This window comes from Cellvibrio sp. PSBB006, from assembly GCF_002162135.1.
Taxonomy (GTDB): domain Bacteria; phylum Pseudomonadota; class Gammaproteobacteria; order Pseudomonadales; family Cellvibrionaceae; genus Cellvibrio.
The window spans coordinates 1,772,251-1,791,321 of sequence record NZ_CP021382.1; the positions used below are offsets into that span (position 1 = coordinate 1,772,251).

General features: G+C 50.5%; 13 protein-coding genes and 1 tRNA gene. 1 reads left to right on the plus strand and 13 read right to left on the minus strand.

Going from position 1 to position 19,071, the window contains the following annotated elements:
• The first annotated feature begins 198 nt into the window (after positions 1 to 198).
• Positions 199 to 3,054, plus strand: coding sequence for a valine--tRNA ligase (locus CBR65_RS07360; RefSeq protein ID WP_087466258.1), 2,856 nt, complete (start codon positions 199 to 201; stop codon positions 3,052 to 3,054).
• Positions 3,055 to 3,250: 196 nt separating this feature from the next.
• Here the strand turns inward: CBR65_RS07360 and CBR65_RS07365 are convergent.
• The 13 genes from CBR65_RS07365 to pgi form a co-directional block, all read right to left on the minus strand.
• Positions 3,251 to 3,342: transfer RNA gene (locus CBR65_RS07365), tRNA-Ser, on the minus strand.
• A 306-nt stretch (positions 3,343 to 3,648) separates the two neighbouring features.
• Positions 3,649 to 3,840 (minus strand): carbon storage regulator CsrA, encoded by a 192-nt coding sequence (gene csrA / locus CBR65_RS07370; protein ID WP_087466259.1) that lies wholly within the window; start codon positions 3,838 to 3,840, stop codon positions 3,649 to 3,651.
• 226 nt (positions 3,841 to 4,066) lie between these two features.
• A complete protein-coding gene (locus CBR65_RS07375; RefSeq protein ID WP_087466260.1) occupies positions 4,067 to 5,314 on the minus strand; it encodes an aspartate kinase in 1,248 nt (415 codons plus the stop codon).
• Between the two features lie 150 nt (positions 5,315 to 5,464).
• Positions 5,465 to 8,071: an alanine--tRNA ligase gene (gene alaS / locus CBR65_RS07380; RefSeq protein ID WP_087466261.1), complete on the minus strand. Its 2,607-nt coding sequence runs from the start codon at positions 8,069 to 8,071 to the stop codon at positions 5,465 to 5,467.
• 53 nt (positions 8,072 to 8,124) lie between these two features.
• Positions 8,125 to 8,319, minus strand: a complete 195-nt coding sequence (locus CBR65_RS07385) for a Trm112 family protein (protein ID WP_087466262.1) — start codon at positions 8,317 to 8,319, stop codon at positions 8,125 to 8,127.
• 145 nt (positions 8,320 to 8,464) lie between these two features.
• Positions 8,465 to 9,259, minus strand: coding sequence for a M23 family metallopeptidase (locus CBR65_RS07390; protein ID WP_232461382.1), 795 nt, complete (start codon positions 9,257 to 9,259; stop codon positions 8,465 to 8,467).
• A gap of 150 nt (positions 9,260 to 9,409) precedes the next feature.
• The gene (pyk, locus tag CBR65_RS07395; RefSeq protein WP_087466263.1) at positions 9,410 to 10,852 is read right to left on the minus strand and encodes a pyruvate kinase; all 1,443 of its coding nucleotides are present in this window, start codon (positions 10,850 to 10,852) and stop codon (positions 9,410 to 9,412) included.
• Positions 10,853 to 10,866: 14 nt separating this feature from the next.
• Positions 10,867 to 11,874 carry a type I glyceraldehyde-3-phosphate dehydrogenase gene (gene gap, locus CBR65_RS07400; protein ID WP_087466264.1) on the minus strand — a complete coding sequence of 336 codons (1,008 nt, stop codon included), beginning with the start codon at positions 11,872 to 11,874 and terminating at the stop codon, positions 10,867 to 10,869.
• A 113-nt stretch (positions 11,875 to 11,987) separates the two neighbouring features.
• Entirely contained in the window at positions 11,988 to 12,620 is a 633-nt protein-coding gene (locus CBR65_RS07405) for a bifunctional 4-hydroxy-2-oxoglutarate aldolase/2-dehydro-3-deoxy-phosphogluconate aldolase (RefSeq protein ID WP_087466265.1), read from the minus strand.
• Positions 12,621 to 12,685: 65 nt separating this feature from the next.
• Positions 12,686 to 13,396 carry a 6-phosphogluconolactonase gene (gene pgl / locus CBR65_RS07410; RefSeq protein WP_087466266.1) on the minus strand — a complete coding sequence of 237 codons (711 nt, stop codon included), beginning with the start codon at positions 13,394 to 13,396 and terminating at the stop codon, positions 12,686 to 12,688.
• Entirely contained in the window at positions 13,396 to 14,874 is a 1,479-nt protein-coding gene (gene zwf, locus CBR65_RS07415; protein ID WP_087466267.1) for a glucose-6-phosphate dehydrogenase, read from the minus strand. Before zwf ends, pgl begins: the two co-directional genes overlap by 1 nt.
• 93 nt (positions 14,875 to 14,967) lie before the next feature.
• Positions 14,968 to 16,785 carry a phosphogluconate dehydratase gene (gene edd / locus CBR65_RS07420; RefSeq protein WP_087466268.1) on the minus strand — a complete coding sequence of 606 codons (1,818 nt, stop codon included), beginning with the start codon at positions 16,783 to 16,785 and terminating at the stop codon, positions 14,968 to 14,970.
• 331 nt (positions 16,786 to 17,116) lie between these two features.
• Positions 17,117 to 18,772 (minus strand): glucose-6-phosphate isomerase, encoded by a 1,656-nt coding sequence (gene pgi, locus CBR65_RS07425; RefSeq protein WP_087466269.1) that lies wholly within the window; start codon positions 18,770 to 18,772, stop codon positions 17,117 to 17,119.
• Positions 18,773 to 19,071 lie beyond the last annotated feature (299 nt).

Sequence of the window (19,071 nt, forward strand, 5' to 3'; positions counted from 1 at the left end):
CCGGATTGACAATAAAATATAGGACCGAACCAATCCCAAGGGTGAGCCCATTATGCTACAAAGCTGCCCTCACCAAAACAGATCCCGATCACGCCTTGCCAGCTTGAAACCTAGGCCACTAGCGCATCGGCATGTATAATCCGACCCCTTAACATTTTTCATTTCTGTTATCAAACGACATCAGGGTTACGCAGATCCATGGATAAAACCTACCAGCCCCACGCCATCGAGAAACACTGGTATCAAACCTGGGAAGAGAAAGGTTACTTCAAGCCAAGCGGTGAGGGTAATCCTTACTGCATTATGATACCGCCGCCCAATGTAACCGGCAGTTTGCACATGGGCCATGGGTTTAACAATGCAGTGATGGATGCTCTGATTCGTTATCGCCGGATGAAGGGTGATGACACCCTTTGGCAAATGGGCACTGATCATGCGGGCATCGCTACCCAGATGGTCGTGGAGCGCCAGTTGGCTGCTCAGGATGTAAGCCGTCACGACCTGGGCCGCGAAGCATTTTTGAACAAAGTGTGGGAATGGAAAGAGCAATCCGGCGGGACTATTACCCGTCAAATCCGTCGCCTGGGTTCGTCTGTGGATTGGAGCCGTGAACGTTTTACGATGGATGACGGCTTGTCCCGTGCCGTTCAGGAGGCTTTTGTCCGACTACATGACGATGGTTTGATCTATCGCGGTAAACGTTTGGTGAACTGGGACCCAAAACTTCACACAGCCATCTCTGACCTGGAGGTGGAGAATCACGATGAGAAGGGTTATCTCTGGCACCTGCGCTATCCCTTGGCCGACGGCGCCATCACAGCGGATGGAAAAAATTATCTCGTCGTAGCCACCACCCGTCCCGAAACCATGCTGGGAGATAGCGCGGTAGCTGTTCACCCGGAAGATGAACGCTATCGCTCGCTCATCGGTAAGTTCGTAATGCTGCCGCTGGTTAACCGGCTGATCCCCATTGTTGGCGACGATTATGTTGATCGTGAATTCGGTACCGGGTGCGTGAAGATCACCCCGGCCCACGACTTCAACGACTATGAAGTGGGCAAACGTCACAACTTGCCATTGATCAACGTGCTGGATAAAAACGCGGCCGTCCTGCCTGGTGCGCAGGTATTCAATATTGATGGCAGTGTTAATGCGTTGATTGACAGCGCTCTGCCGACACAATTTGCCGGACTGGATCGCTACGATGCGCGCAAACAAATCATTGCCGCCTTCGAAGATATGGGCCTTCTGGAAAAAATTGATGATCACGCACTCAAAGTGCCGCGCGGAGACAGGTCTGGTGTCGTGGTAGAACCCTGGCTTACGGATCAATGGTACGTCAGCACCAAGCCTTTGGCAGAACCTGCCATTGCCGCAGTAGAAGATGGACGTATCGAGTTCGTGCCCAAGCAGTATGAAAACATGTACTTTTCCTGGATGCGCGATATTCAGGACTGGTGTATTTCCCGGCAGCTCTGGTGGGGCCATCGGATTCCTGCCTGGTATGACGCCGACGGGCAGGTATATGTTGGTCGCAACGAAGCCGAAGTTCGCGCCAAATATAAATTAGCGGCCGATTTACCTTTGCAACAGGATGAAGATGTTCTCGACACCTGGTTCAGTTCCGGGCTCTGGACATTTTCCACGCTGGGCTGGCCTGAGCAGACCGACTTCCTGAAAAAATTCCATCCCACCGATGTATTGGTGACAGGCTTCGATATTATTTTCTTCTGGGTTGCCCGGATGATCATGCTGACCATGCACCTGGTAAAAGATGAACAAGGGCAGGCACAGATTCCGTTTAAAACGGTATATGTTCATGGCCTGGTTCGCGATAGCCAAGGGCAGAAAATGTCGAAATCCAAGGGCAATGTGCTCGATCCTTTGGACATTATCGATGGTATCGACCTTGAAACGCTGGTTCAGAAGCGCACCACGGGTTTAATGCGCCCACAGGATGCATCCAAGATCGAAAAACAAACCCGCAAAGAATTTCCCGATGGCATTGCAGCTTACGGCACCGATGCATTGCGCTTCACCTTCTGTTCGCTCGCCTCTACCGGACGGGACATCAAGTTTGATATGGGACGCGTCGAGGGCAATCGCAATTTCTGCAACAAAATCTGGAATGCCACCCGTTACGTTTTGATGCAATGTGAAGATCAGGATTGTGGCCAGGACGGTTCGGAGGATTATGAATTATCCGTCGTTGATCGCTGGATAATCAGTAAATTGCAGTTGACGGAAAAAACCGTTTGCACAGCCCTGGATACTTACCGACTGGACCTGGCGGCCCAGGCTATTTATGAATTCGTTTGGGACGAGTATTGCAGCTGGTATCTTGAATTATCCAAGCCTTTGCTATGGGATGAAAATGCCAGCGCAGCACAAAAGAAAGGCACGCGACGCACCTTGATTCGTGTATTGGAAACCATTCTGCGTCTGTCTCATCCGCTAATGCCTTTTATCACCGAGGAAATCTGGCAAAAAATCAAACCACTTGCCGGTGCAACCGGTGACACTATTATGTTGAGCCGTTATCCGCAAGCAGATGAGAGTCGCACTGACGCTGAAGCAAGTTATGAAGTTGATGCAATACAGCGATTAATCCTTCTAGTGCGCAACATTCGCGGACAATACAATGTCTCCCCCGGGCAGGATTTACCGATTTATATTAAAGGCGCATCTCATGGTTACAAGGAAGTGCTAGATAGAAACCGGCCACTACTGAAGAAAATGGCATCCATTGAAAATATTTCATGGCTGGAGCAGACAGAAGAAGGGCCATTTTCGGCTTCGGGTGTCATTGGCAGTATGACAATACTGGTGCCAATGGCAGACCTGATCGATAAAGATGCAGAAATTACCCGGCTTAAAAAGGAACAAGGCAAACTCCAGCAAGAAATTGACAAAATAACGTCGAAGCTGAGTAACCCTGCCTTTCTGGAGAAAGCTCCTGCGGAAATTGTAACCAATGAGCGCAAGCGCGTTATCGAATATCAAAATTCGCTGGAAAAATTAAATGAAGAAATAGCTAAAATAAATTCTTTGTAAAGCTGGAAGTTCGCACAATGCGAGTTTGGCGCTAGGGTAAATGTTTCAAAATCCTCACAATTCATGGATGAATTGAAGGAGCTACAGGGATGTATTTATATGCTTTCGAAATATTTACCCTAATGACAAACGGATTCCGAAGCACTCTTGATCAAAAATAAAAAAGCCCGGTTATCGCTAACCGGGCTTTTTAATATGGCGGAGAGAGAGGGATTCGAACCCTCGATACCGTTTAACGGGTATACGCCCTTAGCAGGGGCGCGCCTTCGGCCACTCGGCCACCTCTCCGGATAACACCAAATTAATCTAACGATCAATTTGTAACCTGTTGAAATATCTATAAAATTCAGCTGACTTAAAAGCAGGTCGCTGTCTCAACAGGAGCGGCATAATACCATATTTCAAAAAAAATCAAAGACTTGATCTCAACTTTATGCCGCTAAAATGGACTCTTTGGCATAAGCTTGGCGGTATGAAATAGGTTTTATAAAGGGAACGGTTTTAAAGCGAACTGCGCGGCGGTTTATTAGGTAATCTCCGCCGCGAGTACACATAGAGCAGGTTATACGAACAAATCCCAATGCCATTGAATGACTAGTTGGGCTGCTCATCCTGATTTTGCTTTTCGCGTTGAATACGCTGATAAATTTCTTCGCGATGCACTGCAATATCTTTCGGTGCATTGACACCGATCCGAACCTGGTTGCCTTTCACACCCAGTACAGTCACAGTTACTTCATCACCAACCATCAAGGTTTCGCCAATACGGCGGGTCAAAATCAACATCATTAATCTCCTTCACTCATCCTGTAAGAGTACGACTGAGACTCCAATGTCCTTCGCCGCCTCTCGACTAACCCCTGTCGCCACCAGAACCGCTTAGCTCCGGAATAAGTATCGTCTACTTTTAGCGAAAAGGAAGAAACCCCCAAAACTTTCTGTTTGCAACTCACCAAACAGTCTTGCTGTACCGCTAGAGTCTTTCTGTTATTTATGCCGTGTGGAGTAACAATTACCCCCGCACTCTGCTCTCCGACGGCTCGGCATCCAGGCCAAATGCGGTGTGCAAACTACGCACAGCCAACTCCAGATAACGCTCATCAATAATCACCGAAATCTTGATTTCAGAGGTGGTGATCATTTGAATATTAATACTATCCTGCGCCAATGCCGTAAACATGCGCGATGCTACGCCAGCATGAGAACGCATACCTACACCAACTATAGACACCTTGGCGACTTTGTCATCACTGCGGACTTCTCGTGCGCCAATTTCTTTGGCGACACTCTGCAACACAGCAACGGCTTTGTTCATATCATTTTTGTGCACAGTGAACGTCAGATCAGTGGTGTTATCCGCTGCGACGTTTTGCACAATTACATCGACTTCAATATTGGCTGCACCAATAGGGGCCAGAATCTTGGCGGCAACACCCGGTGTATCAGGTACGCCGGCAACAGTCACTTTTGCTTCATCGCGGTTAAACGCAATACCGGAGACAATCGGTTGTTCCATCGTAGAATTTTCCTCGTCGAGGGTAATCAGGGTGCCAGGACCTTCTTTAAAACTGGATAGTACACGCAAAGGTACATTGTATTTTCCAGCAAACTCCACGGAGCGAATTTGCAATACCTTGGACCCCAGGCTCGCCATCTCAAGCATTTCTTCAAAGGTAATCTTTTCTAATCGGCGCGCACATTCCACAACACGAGGATCAGTAGTGTATACGCCGTCTACGTCGGTATAGATCTGACATTCGTCTGCTTTCAGCGCTGCAGCCAGAGCAACGCCCGTTGTATCCGAGCCGCCACGCCCCAGGGTTGTGATGTTGCCCTGCTCATCAACGCCCTGGAATCCGGCCACAACAACAACTCGACCCGCCTGCAGATCGGCTCTCATGTTCGCTTCATCAATAGCTTGAATACGGGCTTTGGTGTGAGCATTATCAGTCAGAATACGAACCTGACCGCCAGTATAGGATCTTGCGTCGACATCGCGTTTTTTCAACGCCATACATAAAAGAGCAATGGTGACCTGCTCACCTGTCGACACCAAAACATCCAGTTCACGTGGATCTGGTGTTTGTTGAATCTGCTGTGCCAACCCAATCAAACGGTTGGTCTCGCCACTCATGGCTGATAAAACCACGACCATATCGTGGCCTTGAGCGCGGAATGCGGCCACTTTATCGGCGACAGCTTCTATACGCTCGATGGAACCAACAGAGGTGCCACCATATTTTTGAACCAATAAGCTCATTCCCAGCCTATCCCTCATTAAAATGATATAACAGGAGCCGCAATTGGCGCGCCACAAAAGGCGGCCAATTAAACAACAAATTACGTGAAAAGTTAATCAAATCCCAATAAAAAAGCGCAAAATCAGCGGTATTTTCACCTTTCCTTACATTTACCGGGTTTTTAAACACTGCTCAACCCAAGGGGCAACGGATGCCAGCGCATTTTGCAACGCTGCCACATCTGTTCCACCTCCCTGAGCCATATCAGGTCTGCCACCACCTTTGCCGCCAATTTGTTCGGCTACATGGCGCATTAAGTCGCCGGCTTTAATCTGATCGGTGATGTTTTGCGTAACGCCGGCAACCAGAGCCACTTTATTGGTATCTTCTACCGCCGCCAACAGGACAACGGCTTTACCCAGTTTATTTTTGAACTGATCCACACTGTCACGCAGTGATTTGCTATCCGCTCCGTCAAGGTTCAGCGATAGCACCTTGATTCCTTGAATATCCACAGCTTGACTGAGCACATCACCACCACCAGACGTTGCGAGTCGCGTCTTTAACTGCGCCAGATCTTTTTCCAGCTTGCGGTTTTGGCTTGCCAACTGTTCGATTTTTTCAATCAGGTTGTCGCGATTGGTTTTGAGTGTGCGGGTTGCGCTATCAACTAATTGATCAAGATTGTCGAACAATGCTAACGCATTAGCTCCGGTGACAGCTTCGATACGGCGGACGCCCGCTGCCACACCTGATTCCGAAATAATGCGCATCAAGCCGATATCGCCAGTACGGCTGACATGCGTGCCTCCGCAAAGCTCCACGGAAAACCCCTCACCCATGGTTAAGACGCGTACCCGGTCACCATATTTTTCGCCGAATAACGCCATGGCGCCCTTGGCTTTGGCTTCTTCCATATCACAATGATCAGTTGTCACAGCACTGTTCACGCGCACCTGATCATTGACCAGAACTTCAATCGCTTTCAGCTGTTCCGGTTTAACGGCTTCGAAGTGAGAAAAGTCGAAGCGGAGACGCTCGGAATCGACTAATGATCCTTTTTGCGTTACATGCTCGCCCAAGATCTTACGCAACGCAGCGTGCAATAAATGCGTGGCGGAATGGTTTAATGCCGTTGCCTGACGCACACTTGCGTCAACTTTGGCAGTGGCCTTATCACCCACCTTAACTGACCCCTGCAAGACATGCACAAGATGCAGGTGACTGTCGCCCTGCTTCTGGCAATCTCGCACTTCAATACGACAGGAGCCGCTTTCAATATAACCCGAATCACCTATCTGCCCACCCGACTCACCATAGAATGGTGTGCGATCAAGGACGATAGCACCATCATCACCTTCGCTGAGATGATCCACAACAGCGCCGCCTTTCAACAGAGCCAGAATTTTGCCTTGCTCAGCCAGAGAGCTGTAACCCAAAAATTCAGTCGGCGGTACATCCAATCCGGCAGCGGTGTAATCCACTTTAAAAGCGCCGGCAGCGCGGGCACGGGCGCGCTGTGCGTCCATTGCCTTGTCATAACCCGGCACGTCAACAGTCAAACCACGCTCACGAGCAATATCATTGGTCAAATCCAATGGAAAACCATAGGTGTCATAGAGCGTGAAAACAATTTCTCCGGGAATTTCTGAACCTTTTATTTTTGTCAGTGCATCTTCCAGAACAGCCATTCCCTTATCCAGGGTTTTTTCAAATTGCTCTTCTTCCTGTAACAGAATGCGTTCGATATGCGATTGGTTTTTTACTAATTCCGGGTAAGCATCCCCCATGACCTCAGCCAATGCTTTAACAAGCTTATGGAAGAACGGCTGCTTTTGACCTAGCTGATTACCGTGGCGAACAGCACGACGAATAATACGACGCAGTACGTATCCACGCCCTTCGTTGGAAGGAAGCACACCATCGCTAATCAAAAATGAACAGGAGCGAATATGGTCAGCAATAACGCGCAGAGATTTATTTTCCATATCATTGGTGCCGGTAGCTTGCGCCGTGGCCTTTAACAGATGTTGGAATAAATCGATCTCGTAATTGTTATGTACATGCTGCATCACAGCTGCAATGCGCTCCAGCCCCATGCCGGTATCGACAGAAGGCTTGGGTAATGGAATCAGGGTGCCGTCAGGTTGACGCTCATACTGCATGAAAACCACATTCCAGACTTCGATGTAACGATCCAGATGATCGTTCTCACTGCCCGGTGGGCCGCCGGGAATATCTTCACCATGGTCATAGAAAATCTCGGTACAGGGACCACAGGGACCTGTATCACCCATTTGCCAGAAATTGTCCGCATCAAGACGCGAAATACGATCCGGGCTCACACCGATTTCTTTTACCCAGATATCTGCCGCTTCATCGTCAGAAATATGAGCGGTTACCCATAAACGTTCTTTGGGAAGCTTCAAAACTTCTGTCAGAAACTCCCAGGCAAACTGGATAGCGTCGCGTTTGAAGTAATCACCAAAACTGAAATTGCCCAGCATTTCAAAAAATGTGTGGTGTCGGGCGGTGTAACCCACATTTTCCAGATCGTTATGTTTGCCACCGGCGCGCACACAGCGTTGAGAACTGGCCGCGCGGCTGTAACTACGCTTATCGCCACCCAGAAACACATCTTTAAACTGCACCATCCCCGCATTGGTGAATAGTAATGTAGGGTCATTACCCGGAATCAAGGAGCTGCTGGGGACAATGGTGTGTCCTTTGCTCTCAAAAAACTTCAGGTAAGCGTCGCGAATTTCTGCGCTCTTCATAGGTCGTTCATCAACTCTGCATGGCAATGGAATAGGTAAACATCAGTCAGCGATCAACTTTTACGTTGCGCTTTTTCTTCACTCGTTAATTGACGAGCTTCACTTTCAAGCATAACGGGAATGCCGTCGCGGATGGGATAAGCCAGACCACTCGCCCAACAGACCAATTCCTGTTTTTCCGGCTGGTAGTCCAACTCGGCTTTGCTCACAGGGCATACTAAAATACTGAGAAGTTTTTTATCGATCATGGCGCTGACTCTTCTTGATCCACAACCGTCGCTCGCAGGCGGCGGTCAAGCGGTTTAAAAGGGCGGTATCTTACACTGCCGGGCAGGAGGCTGTCTCTAGCCTTGCGCTATGGTTGTTATAGGTTGAGGCAACGGAAAACGAAGTTTATTCCTTGTTCGCAATCGGTTTCAGTTCAGGCATCGGCTCTACCAATAAGGATGGGTCAACTCGCTCTACAAACCAATTCATGCGCCAATCCAGATGGGGGCCGGTAGCGCGACCGCTGGCGCCAACTTGCGCAATGACCTGCCCCTGCTCAACACGCTCCCCTTTTTCAACAAGGATCTTGTGAAGGTGAATAAATGTTGAGGATAGGCCATGTCCATGATCAACAATCAAGGTGCCCCCAGAGAAAAACATATCGGGATGGACCAGGGTGACCATTCCCCCAGCCGGTGCCCTTACTTCTGTACCGGTTGGTGCGGCGATATCTATCCCGTAATGTGGGGAGTTAGGCTCACCATTGTAGAAGCGCTGACTTCCGTACACGCCGGTAATGCGTCCTACGAGTGGCCACGTAAATGGTTGCGCAAAATCCCGTAAGGGTAAGTCCACGGTGCGAGCGTCCGCTGCCATCCTGGCTTCGCGACGACTGCGCTCTATTTGTTCGGGAGATGGCGTAACCGTGCGCTGCGGAACACCGGTAACACGCTGGATGTTGTATTGGCGCGCGGCAACAGTAAATTCATGCTCCTGACGCTTGCCATTTTTATCAATTGTTGTCACAACAGCCTTGGGCTGCGCATCGCGCCCCAATCCGATAACGAACTGGCCATCATCGGCAATGCGCACGGAGCGATCCATAAATTCAACTTGCGTACCCGCCGGCACACGCCCCAGGAGCACAGCGCCCTGCTGCCATTTCCCCTGAAACTCCAAGGCAAAAACGGCTGCATTCACAGACAGTCCGATACATAACAAGCATAGATTTCTGATCACGAGGGCTCCGTGGCATTAGCGCTGACTGAAGAGAAAAATTGACAATACCGACATAAAAAACGGCAGACAAGCTGCCGTTTTTGACTACTGATGACCGGAAAGATTCGTCGATTAAATTTTATCGCCGACTCGCAGGATCTTCATGGTATTTGTGCCACCAAGCAGATTGGTATCGCCACTCGACAAAATAACCAGATCACCATCCACCAGAACGCCCGCATCTTTCAGATTATTTACTGCGCGCAAATAATCGTCCGCACAAGGTGTACTGGCCGTATCGAAAGGTACAGGATAAACCCCGCGATAAAGCGCCACTCGACGCTGGGTATGCATATGCCGGGAAAATGCAAAGATCGGTAACTGCGAGCCCACCCGTGACATCAATCTTGGCGTGCTGCCAGATTCGGTGAAGGCAATAATCGCTTTCACTTTATCCAGATGGTTAGCGGTATACATTGCAGCCAGGGCGATGGATTCATCAATGGTTGTGAATTCCTCATCCATACGATATTTGCTGAAGCTCGCCATCGGATGCTTTTCTGCACCGATGATGATACGCACCATTGCCTCGACTGTTTGCACCGGGAAACTACCGGCGGCAGTCTCTGCCGACAACATAACGGCGTCAGTACCATCGAGTACCGCGTTTGCTACGTCGAAGACTTCTGCACGAGTCGGCAGCGGACTGTTGATCATGGACTCCATCATCTGGGTTGCCGTGATCACGACTTTGTTCAGGGCACGCGAGCGCTCGATGATGCGCTTCTGCACACCGATTAACGCTGCATCGCCAATCTCTACGCCCAAATCACCACGAGCCACCATGACGGCATCACTTGCACGGATAATGTCATCCAGTACAGCGTCATCAGCTACCGCTTCCGCTCGTTCGATTTTCGATACCAGACCCGCTTTGCCACCAGCCGCTTCCAGCAATGAACGCGCATAATTCATATCTTCGGCGCTACGTGGAAAAGAGACCGCCAGGTAATCTACGTCAATCTCAGCTGCGGTCTTGATATCCGCCAGGTCTTTCTCTGTCAGCGCCGGCGCTGTTAGCCCCCCGCCCTGACGGTTGATGCCCTTGTTGTTGGACAAGGGGCCACCCACCAAAGTGGTGCAGTAAATCTTGGTCCCTTCGATGCGATCAACGCCCAGAACAACCCGGCCATCATCAAGCAGCAATTTATCGCCTGGACGGCAATCGTTGGGCAGTTCTTTGTAATCAATACCCACTTGATGCTGGTCACCAGCATCGCGCGGCAATGCAGCATCGAGGATAAATTTATCGCCCACCTTCAGCTGAATCTTACCTTCAGCAAAGCGCGCAACACGAATTTTGGGACCTTGCAGATCGCCCAATACAGCCACATACAATTTATGCTTGGCTGCAATTTCGCGCACCATTTCCGCACGGCGGCGATGATCTTCGGGCGAGCCGTGAGAGAAGTTCAGGCGAACCACATTCACACCGGCCAGAATCAACTGCTCCAGGACTTCGGCTGATTCCGAAGCTGGTCCCAAGGTACTGACGATTTTTGTACGTCTTAACATAACGCTCTCTCGGATTATTTAGCTTGCATCAGAGCAAGAGTGTTATCCAGCATGCGATTGGAGAAACCCCACTCGTTGTCATACCAGGCCAATACTTTTACCCACTTACCATAAACCTTGGTTTGCAAGGAATCATAGTTGGAAGAATGCGGATTGTGGTTGTAGTCGACAGATACCAGCGGTTCGTCAACATAAGCCAGTACACCCGGCATTTCAGTTGTCGCAGCAGCCTGCATAGCGGCATTGATGGCTTCTACGCTCACGTCTTTTTCAACCAGTACGTTAAGGTCGACCAGCGATACATTGATAGTCGGCACACGCACAGAAATACCATCGAGCTTGCCTTTCAATTCCGGCAAGACCAGCCCTACGGCTTTAGCTGCACCGGTTGTGGTTGGAATCATCGACTGCGTGGCTGAACGAGCGCGGTAGATGTCTTTGTGGAACACATCCGACAACACCTGATCATTGGTGTATGAGTGAATGGTGGTCATTGAACCCTGGACGATGCCGAAGTTGTCGTTCAACACTTTGGCGATAGGCGCCAGACAGTTGGTGGTGCAGGATGCATTGGAGATAACGGTATCGGTAGCCTTCAACACATTATTGTTCACACCGAATACCACGGTGGCGTCCACATCGGTTCCCGGAGCAGAAATGATCACTTTCTTGGCACCTGCAGCCAAATGCTGGCCAGCTTTATCTTTACTGGTGAAGATACCGGTACATTCGTAAACCACATCAACTTTTAACTCAGCCCATGGCAGTTTGGTCGGATCACGCTCAGATGTAATGCGAATAGCATCGCCATTAACAATCATCTTGTCACCGTCAACCACAACGCTACCGTTGAATGCGCCGTGGACAGAATCGTATTTGGTCAGGTGCGCGTTCAGGTTGGCATCACCCAGGTCATTGATACCCACAATCTGAATTTGCTCGCGCTTGCCAGATTCATACAGTGCACGTAAGACATTACGACCAATGCGGCCGTATCCATTAATAGCTACTCTGATAGTCATTACAGGTTCTCCAGTTAATTTATCAACACCACAGATGTGGGTTTTAATGCAATAACGTTAAAAAGCCATGCGCGTGCTATCAACCAGCACGCGCATGCGATAGTCATCCGCGTTTAGCGAGGCAGGCTGGCGGCTTCGCGAGCCAAACGCTCAATCTCATCCCAACGGCCCGCTTTCATCAATTCCTTGGGCGCCATCCAGGTCCCACCAACGCAGGCTACATTTGGCAACGCCAGATAAGTCGGCGCTTTGGCCAGATCAATGCCACCAGTCGGACAAAAGGTAATTTGCGGCAGCGGACCACCGATAGATTTCAACATCGGTACACCACCCGCCGCTTCCGCCGGGAAGAACTTCTGATGCGTGAAACCCTCGACCAACAAGCGCATAGCTTCTGTGGGTGTCGCCACGCCGGGTAGCAAAGGCACAGCAGACGCTTTGGCAGCTTCAATCAGGGCCGGCGTTGTACCGGGGCTGACAAGAAATGTGGAGCCAGCTTTTACCGCCTTTTCCAGATCAGCGGGGGTAATAATAGTCCCGGCACCGATCACCGCATCAGCGGGAAGATTTTCAACCATGGCGGTAATAGCATCCAGGGCACAAGGGGTGCGCAGGGTAATTTCGAGAACTTTCAAACCGCCGTTGTAAAGTGCTTGCGCCAATGGCACAGCATCTTCGATACGCTCCACAACCATTACCGGTATTACGGGGGCGACTTTGACAATTTCGTTGACTGGTAAACCCACTATTTATCCCTCACTGCCTGACATTTAAAAATATGGTTTGGTTTGCTTGTACAACACACCAGGTACTAGGGCGCCCAATAGACGGTGATCGGCACCTGTTGCTGCTGCAATACTGCACGCACGGGCATTTCAGCTACATCGGTACCCGCCAAGGCCTGGCGCAGCACATTCAATTTTTCCTCGCCAGTAATCAATAACAACAAAGAGCGTGAACGCAACAAGCCAGCCAGACTCAAGGTCATCCGCTCAACGGCTGTGCCCGTCACTTCGCTCTGCTTGGCCGTGATCGCAGCACAGAGATGTTCGCTGTTAGCATCCAGCGCTTCCGACAAGCCTTCAGCATGAGGAAACAGAGACGCCGTATGCCCGTCGGAGCCCATGCCGAGGATGGTGACATCAAACGGCTGCGCCAATTGCTGGTATGCACTTTCGCAATCTGCCAGCCCTTCCGCCGGCGTATCAGCCGTATTCTTCATGCCGACCAAATTGGCTTTGGCCGCATTGTTTTGCATCAGTGTGCGAACGATAAAAGCTTCGTTACTTTTTTCGTGATCAAAATCAACCCAGCGTTCATCGACCAACGCAACGTACACGGATTCCCACTTTACGTCAGCCACACTTAAAGCTTTGTATAACGGCTCCGGCGAACTGCCACCAGACACCATAAATGTGGCTTCACCGCGCCCGTCCACCGCTTCGCGTAACGCGGTAAGACATTCTTCCTGTAAAGCCGCGATCATGTCAGCGCGGTTATCAAACAATTTTTCAACAAGCATTAAACTTCCTCGCTGGCAAACACATCATCCATATTGAACCATTCGCGACCGTCGGCATGAATCATCTCATCCGCCCCACGAGGCCCCCATCCACCCGCTTTATAAAATTGTGGATTATTCTCAGGGCGCTGCCAGGCTTCGATAATCGGATCAATCCAGGACCAAGCTGCCGCAACTTCTGCACGATGGATAAACAAACTCGGGTCATTAGCGGCGGCGTCAAGCATCAAACGCTTGTAAGCGTCGCTGAAGAAGTCTTTGTAGGTATCCGCAAAATTAAAATTCAGAACCACCGGGCGCAATTCAGTTTCGTGCTTCTCCAGGTTTTTGGAGGTCATGATAATTTTGATGCTCTCTTCCGGTTGCAAACGAATAACCAGACGATTCGGTACAGTACGGCCGGCGGATTCAGGATAAACGCGGTGTGCTACATCTTTGTATTGAATAACGATTTCGGCAAAACGTTGTTTCATCCGCTTACCGGTACGCAAATAAAAAGGTACGTTAGCCCACCGGGAACTATCGATGTGCGCACGGATGGCAACGAAGGTTTCGATTGAGCTGGAACCTCCCAGCTCTTCCTGATAGCTGGGCACGGCCTTGCCGTTAATCTCACCAGCCGCATATTGGCCGCGCACGGTATTGAAACGCACCGCATTGCCTGTCAAAGGACGCAGGCTTTCCAGCACTTTCAATTTTTCTGCACGAATACGCTCGGCTGTCATCTTGTTCGGTGACTCCATCGCCACCAGACATAACAACTGAAGAATATGGTTTTGCACCATGTCACGCAGTGCACCGGCATCGTTATAAAAGCTGGCGCGACCTTCGAGGCCGACGGTTTCAGAGATAGTGATCTGTACGTTATCGATTGTCTTGGCATCCCACAGATGCTCAAACATGCCATTGGCAAACCGCAGCGCCAACAGGTTCTGTACGGTTTCTTTACCCAGATAGTGATCGATGCGGAAGATGCAGTTTTCGTCAAAATACTCGGCAATCTGGCTGTTGATTTCTTCAGCACTGACCGCGTCATAACCAAGCGGCTTTTCCACAACGACACGAGCGGACTTGGTGATCAAATTCATTTCTGACAGGTGTTTACAGCACACACTGAACACAGAAGGTGGAGTTGAGAGATAAAAAACGCGTTGTTTATTGCCGCTGTTCAGCAGTGCAGCAAGATCTTCCCAATGCTCATCTTTTTTCGCGATATCAACAAAGATCGGGTGAATACACTGAGCAAATTTGTCCCAATCAGCCGCGACGAATTCGCCTTCGCGCAAATGCTCCTGCGCCGCATTGCGAACTTTATCTTTATATTCTGCAACAACCTGGGTATTGCGGCAGGTCGGAATAATGCGGGTACCTTCGGGTAATTCACCATTGCGATGGGCACGGTATAAACCTGGCACCAGTTTGCGCAGCGCCAAATCGCCAGCGCCGCCAAAGATGACAAAATCAAATGCTTCGAGCATGGGGGTTAATCCTGTGTTCGACTTCTAGATCGGTTGATGTGCGGCGTTACCGCAGCCGCTCTTGATACAAACAAGGGCTGCAATAACCAATGGCTACCAGTTAAATACCGTAGCACCCTCTTCGGCCAATCCTACTGTGGCACGGAAGGGAGCAAACAACTCGCGCCCCATGCCGTAGTGACTGCCGGATAAATCCACTTGTGCGTGTTGCCGGGCTTGCAACTCCGCCTCACTGACCAACAATTCCAGTTTGCCGGTTTCTGCATCCAATTCAATCATATCGCCGTCCTGAATCAGGCCAATGGGACCATTGTCCAATGCCTCAGGCGTCAAATGGATAGCGGCGGGAATCTTACCAGACGCGCCAGACATCCTGCCATCAGTAACCAGCGCAACGCGGAAACCCCGGTCCTGTAAAACCCCTAATGCGGGTGTCAATTTGTGCAATTCGGGCATACCACACGCTTTGGGGCCCTGAAAGCGCACCACAGCGATAAAATCCTTGTCCAATTCGCCGCGCTTGAAGGCCGCTTGCATGTCTTCCTGCGTGTGGAAAACGACTGCGGGTGCTTTTACTTTGCGATATTCCGGCTTAACCGCCGACACCTTGATAACACAACGTCCCAAATTGCCCTTTAATAACTTCATGCCGCCTTCAGAGCTGAAAGGTTTATTGGCCGGGCGAAGCACGGCATCATCCAAGCTTTCTGAAGGCGCATCGCGCCAGACGATCTCACCGTTATCCAGGAAAGGTTCTTTGCAGTAAGGCGCCAAACCACCCTCTCCCATCACAGTCTTCACGTCATCGTGCAGCAGACCTGAGGCGCGCAACTCGCGCATCAGATAGCCCATCCCACCCACAGCCTGGAAGCGATTGATATCAGCCAGGCCATTGGGATAAATGCGACACATCAGGGGGGTAATATCAGAGATATCAGAGAGGTCTTGCCAATTGACAATAACACCCGCCGCACGGGCAATAGCCATAATATGGATAGCGTGATTGGTTGAGCCACCCGTCGCCATCAAGCCAACCATACCGTTGACAATTGATTTTTCATCGACAATGTCGGCCAGCGGTGTGTAGTTGCCTTTTGCTGACGTAATGCTACCCAGTTGTTGAACAGCGGCATTGGTTAAGGCATCGCGCAGAGGGGTATCGGGATTAACAAATGAACTGCCAGGTAAATGCAGCCCCATAATCTCCATCAACATCTGATTGCTGTTAGCCGTGCCATAGAATGTACAGGTGCCCGCGCCGTGGTATGACGCACTCTCAGCCTCAAGCAATTCTTTACGACCGACCTTACCTTCCGCAAATAACTGGCGAACGCGAACTTTATCGGCATTGGGCAAGCCGGGCGTCATAGGCCCACCAGGAATGAAAATCGTCGGCAATTGGCCGAATGACAGCGCACCTATTAATAGACCCGGCACAATCTTGTCACAAATACCGAGGCACATCACACCGTCAAACATGTCGTGCGACAGCGCTACGGCCGTTGCCATGGCGATCACGTCGCGACTGAACAGCGACATATCCATACCATCGCGCCCTTGTGTAACACCATCACACATCGCCGGCACTCCACCGGCAAATTGTGCGGTCATGCCGATGCCATGGGCTGCTTTCTTGATGGGCTCCAGATAGGTGCCGTAGGGAACGTGGGCTGACAGCATCTCGTTATAGGCTGAAACCACGCCCAGATTGGGGGCATCGCCTTCTGCCAAAGCATGCTTATCGTCTTGACCGCAGGCGGCAAAACCATGCGCCAGATTACCGCAGGATAAACGCTTGCGAGCGGGGCCGTTGCTGTGCATCCTGGCCACTCGCTCCATATAAGCCGCACGGGTCGCGCGACTTCTCTCAATGATTCGGTCGGTAATATCGACGAGTCTGGGGTCGGTCATGTTGGTACCATTTCTCGATAAGGCTGCCACGGGATGCAGTGACAGTTGATAAAGCCACTGCAAAAGTCATAGGTACTGTCAGCTGCTGGCTTCAGGATCATCAGCCTTAACACCGGCGCTCAGGCGCCGGTTAAACCCGCTTACTGCTCATCAGGTGAATTGGTATCACTACCAACCTACCGCTCTTTGAGCATCGGTTACATGCAGTACCTTTTTCTCTTGGCGATCAATATTGGTGATCTTTAAAGGCTGCCAAAACAGCCGCTGTGACCTCCCGCGATACATTGCCGCAGGATAATCCCAGCTCTTCTCTCACTCCCAACAGCCGAGATTACTGCTGTTTGTGTTTTGCTTGCTTGTAGTAGTCTATCAGATTGCGGGTAGAGGCATCGTGATGGGCGCTGACCGCTTTATCCGCTGCCAACTCTGGCTGAATGCCCGCAGCAAGAACCTTGCCCAACTCCACGCCCCACTGATCAAACGAGTAAATCTCCCAGATAATGCCCTGCACAAAGATCTTGTGTTCATAGAGCGCAATCAATGCACCCAGGGTACGGGCATCCACTTTGTTTAATAACAAGGTATTGGTGGGGCGATTGCCACGATGCACCTTTTGCGGTACCAATTCTTCAATGCGCGCTTCGGATAATCCTTTGGCACTCAACTCACTCCGCACTTGCTCAGCATCAATGCCCTGCATCATGGCTTGAGACTGGGCAAAGAAGTTGGCCATCAATGCATCATGGTGGCCGGACACATCGATATTGCTGGCGACAGATCCAATAAAATCCGCTGGGATAATATCGGTGCCCTGATGAAGCATCTGGTAAAACGCATGTTGACCGTTGATGCCCACTTCACCCCAGACCAGCGGAACACTGCCGTAGGAAATTTGCTCCCCTGCCCAATTTACAGACTTACCATTGCTCTCCATCTCAGCCTGCTGCATGTATGCAGGAAAGCGATGCAGGCACTGGTCGTAGGGCAACAAAGCCTGGGCGGTATAATTCAGGAAATTGCGATTCCAGATGCCTATCAAGGCCAGCATAACCGGTGCGTTTTCTGCCAGGGGAGCTTGTTTGAAATGTTGGTCCATTTCATAAGCACCTTGCAGCAGCTCTTTAAACCGCTCATACCCCAGAGACAATACAATAGGCAAGCCGATGGCAGACCACAGGGAAAACCGGCCGCCAACCCAATCCCACATATCAAAAATATTTTCTTCCGCAACACCGAATTCGGTAACCAATTTGCGGTTGGTGGAAACGGCCACAAAGTGACGCGCAATAGCACTGCGCTCTTTAGCTGCCTTAAGAAACCATTGCTCGGCGGTGCGGGCATTGGTCATGGTTTCAAGAGTGGTAAACGTCTTGGAGGAGATAACAAACAGCGTGGTTTCAGGGTTCAGTTGAGCCAGAACTTCAGCCACCTGCACACCGTCCACATTGGAAACATAATGCATGGCGAGGCGGCCATCGCTGTAAGACTTGAGCGCTTCGGTGACCATCAGAGGTCCGAGGTTAGAACCGCCGATGCCGATACTCACAACATCCGTAATAGGTTTGCCGGTATAGCCCAGCCAATTGCCGGAACGAACCTCCTCCGAGAGCTTACGCATACGCTCAAGCTCGGCATTAATAGCCGGACGAACGTCTTCGCCATCAATCATGATCGGCCGACTGGATTGATCGCGCAAGGCCACATGCATAACGGCTCGATCTTCTGTGCGATTGATGTGCTCACCGGCAAACATCTTATCGCGCCAGGACTCCACATCAGTCTCTTGCGCCAGAGCCAATAAAGCAGCTTTGGTTTCTTCGGTGATCAGGTTCTTGGAGTAGTCGAACAGCAGGTGCGGAAGTTCGATGGAGAATTTGGTAAAGCGGGAATCGTCTTCTTTAAACAATTCTTTGATATGGCGCTTTTTCATCTGTTGCGCATGGGCAACAAGCGCTTGCCAGGACGGTAAATCAGTGCGGCTAGCCATGGAGCACTCCGTAAGTACAAGTCTGCATTGGGTTGATTCCTGTAGTGGTCTGGTTACCGTTGGGTAGATCTGTGTCCCCTTGCGGCATTCACAAACACATAGCGCGATGCAACCCTGCCCACCTCCCTGACCGGGCTTACCTGCTGGATATTCGGGTAAAGCTCGGTAAAGAAAGGCCCCTCAAAGGCAGGGCTGACATAAAATTCGACGGTGCAAAAAGCCCGCTATCATAGGCAGATGGTCCCTAAGTGTCAATTCGCTCTCAAGTCGACCAGGTCAGGTAGCGGTGGTTCCCGATA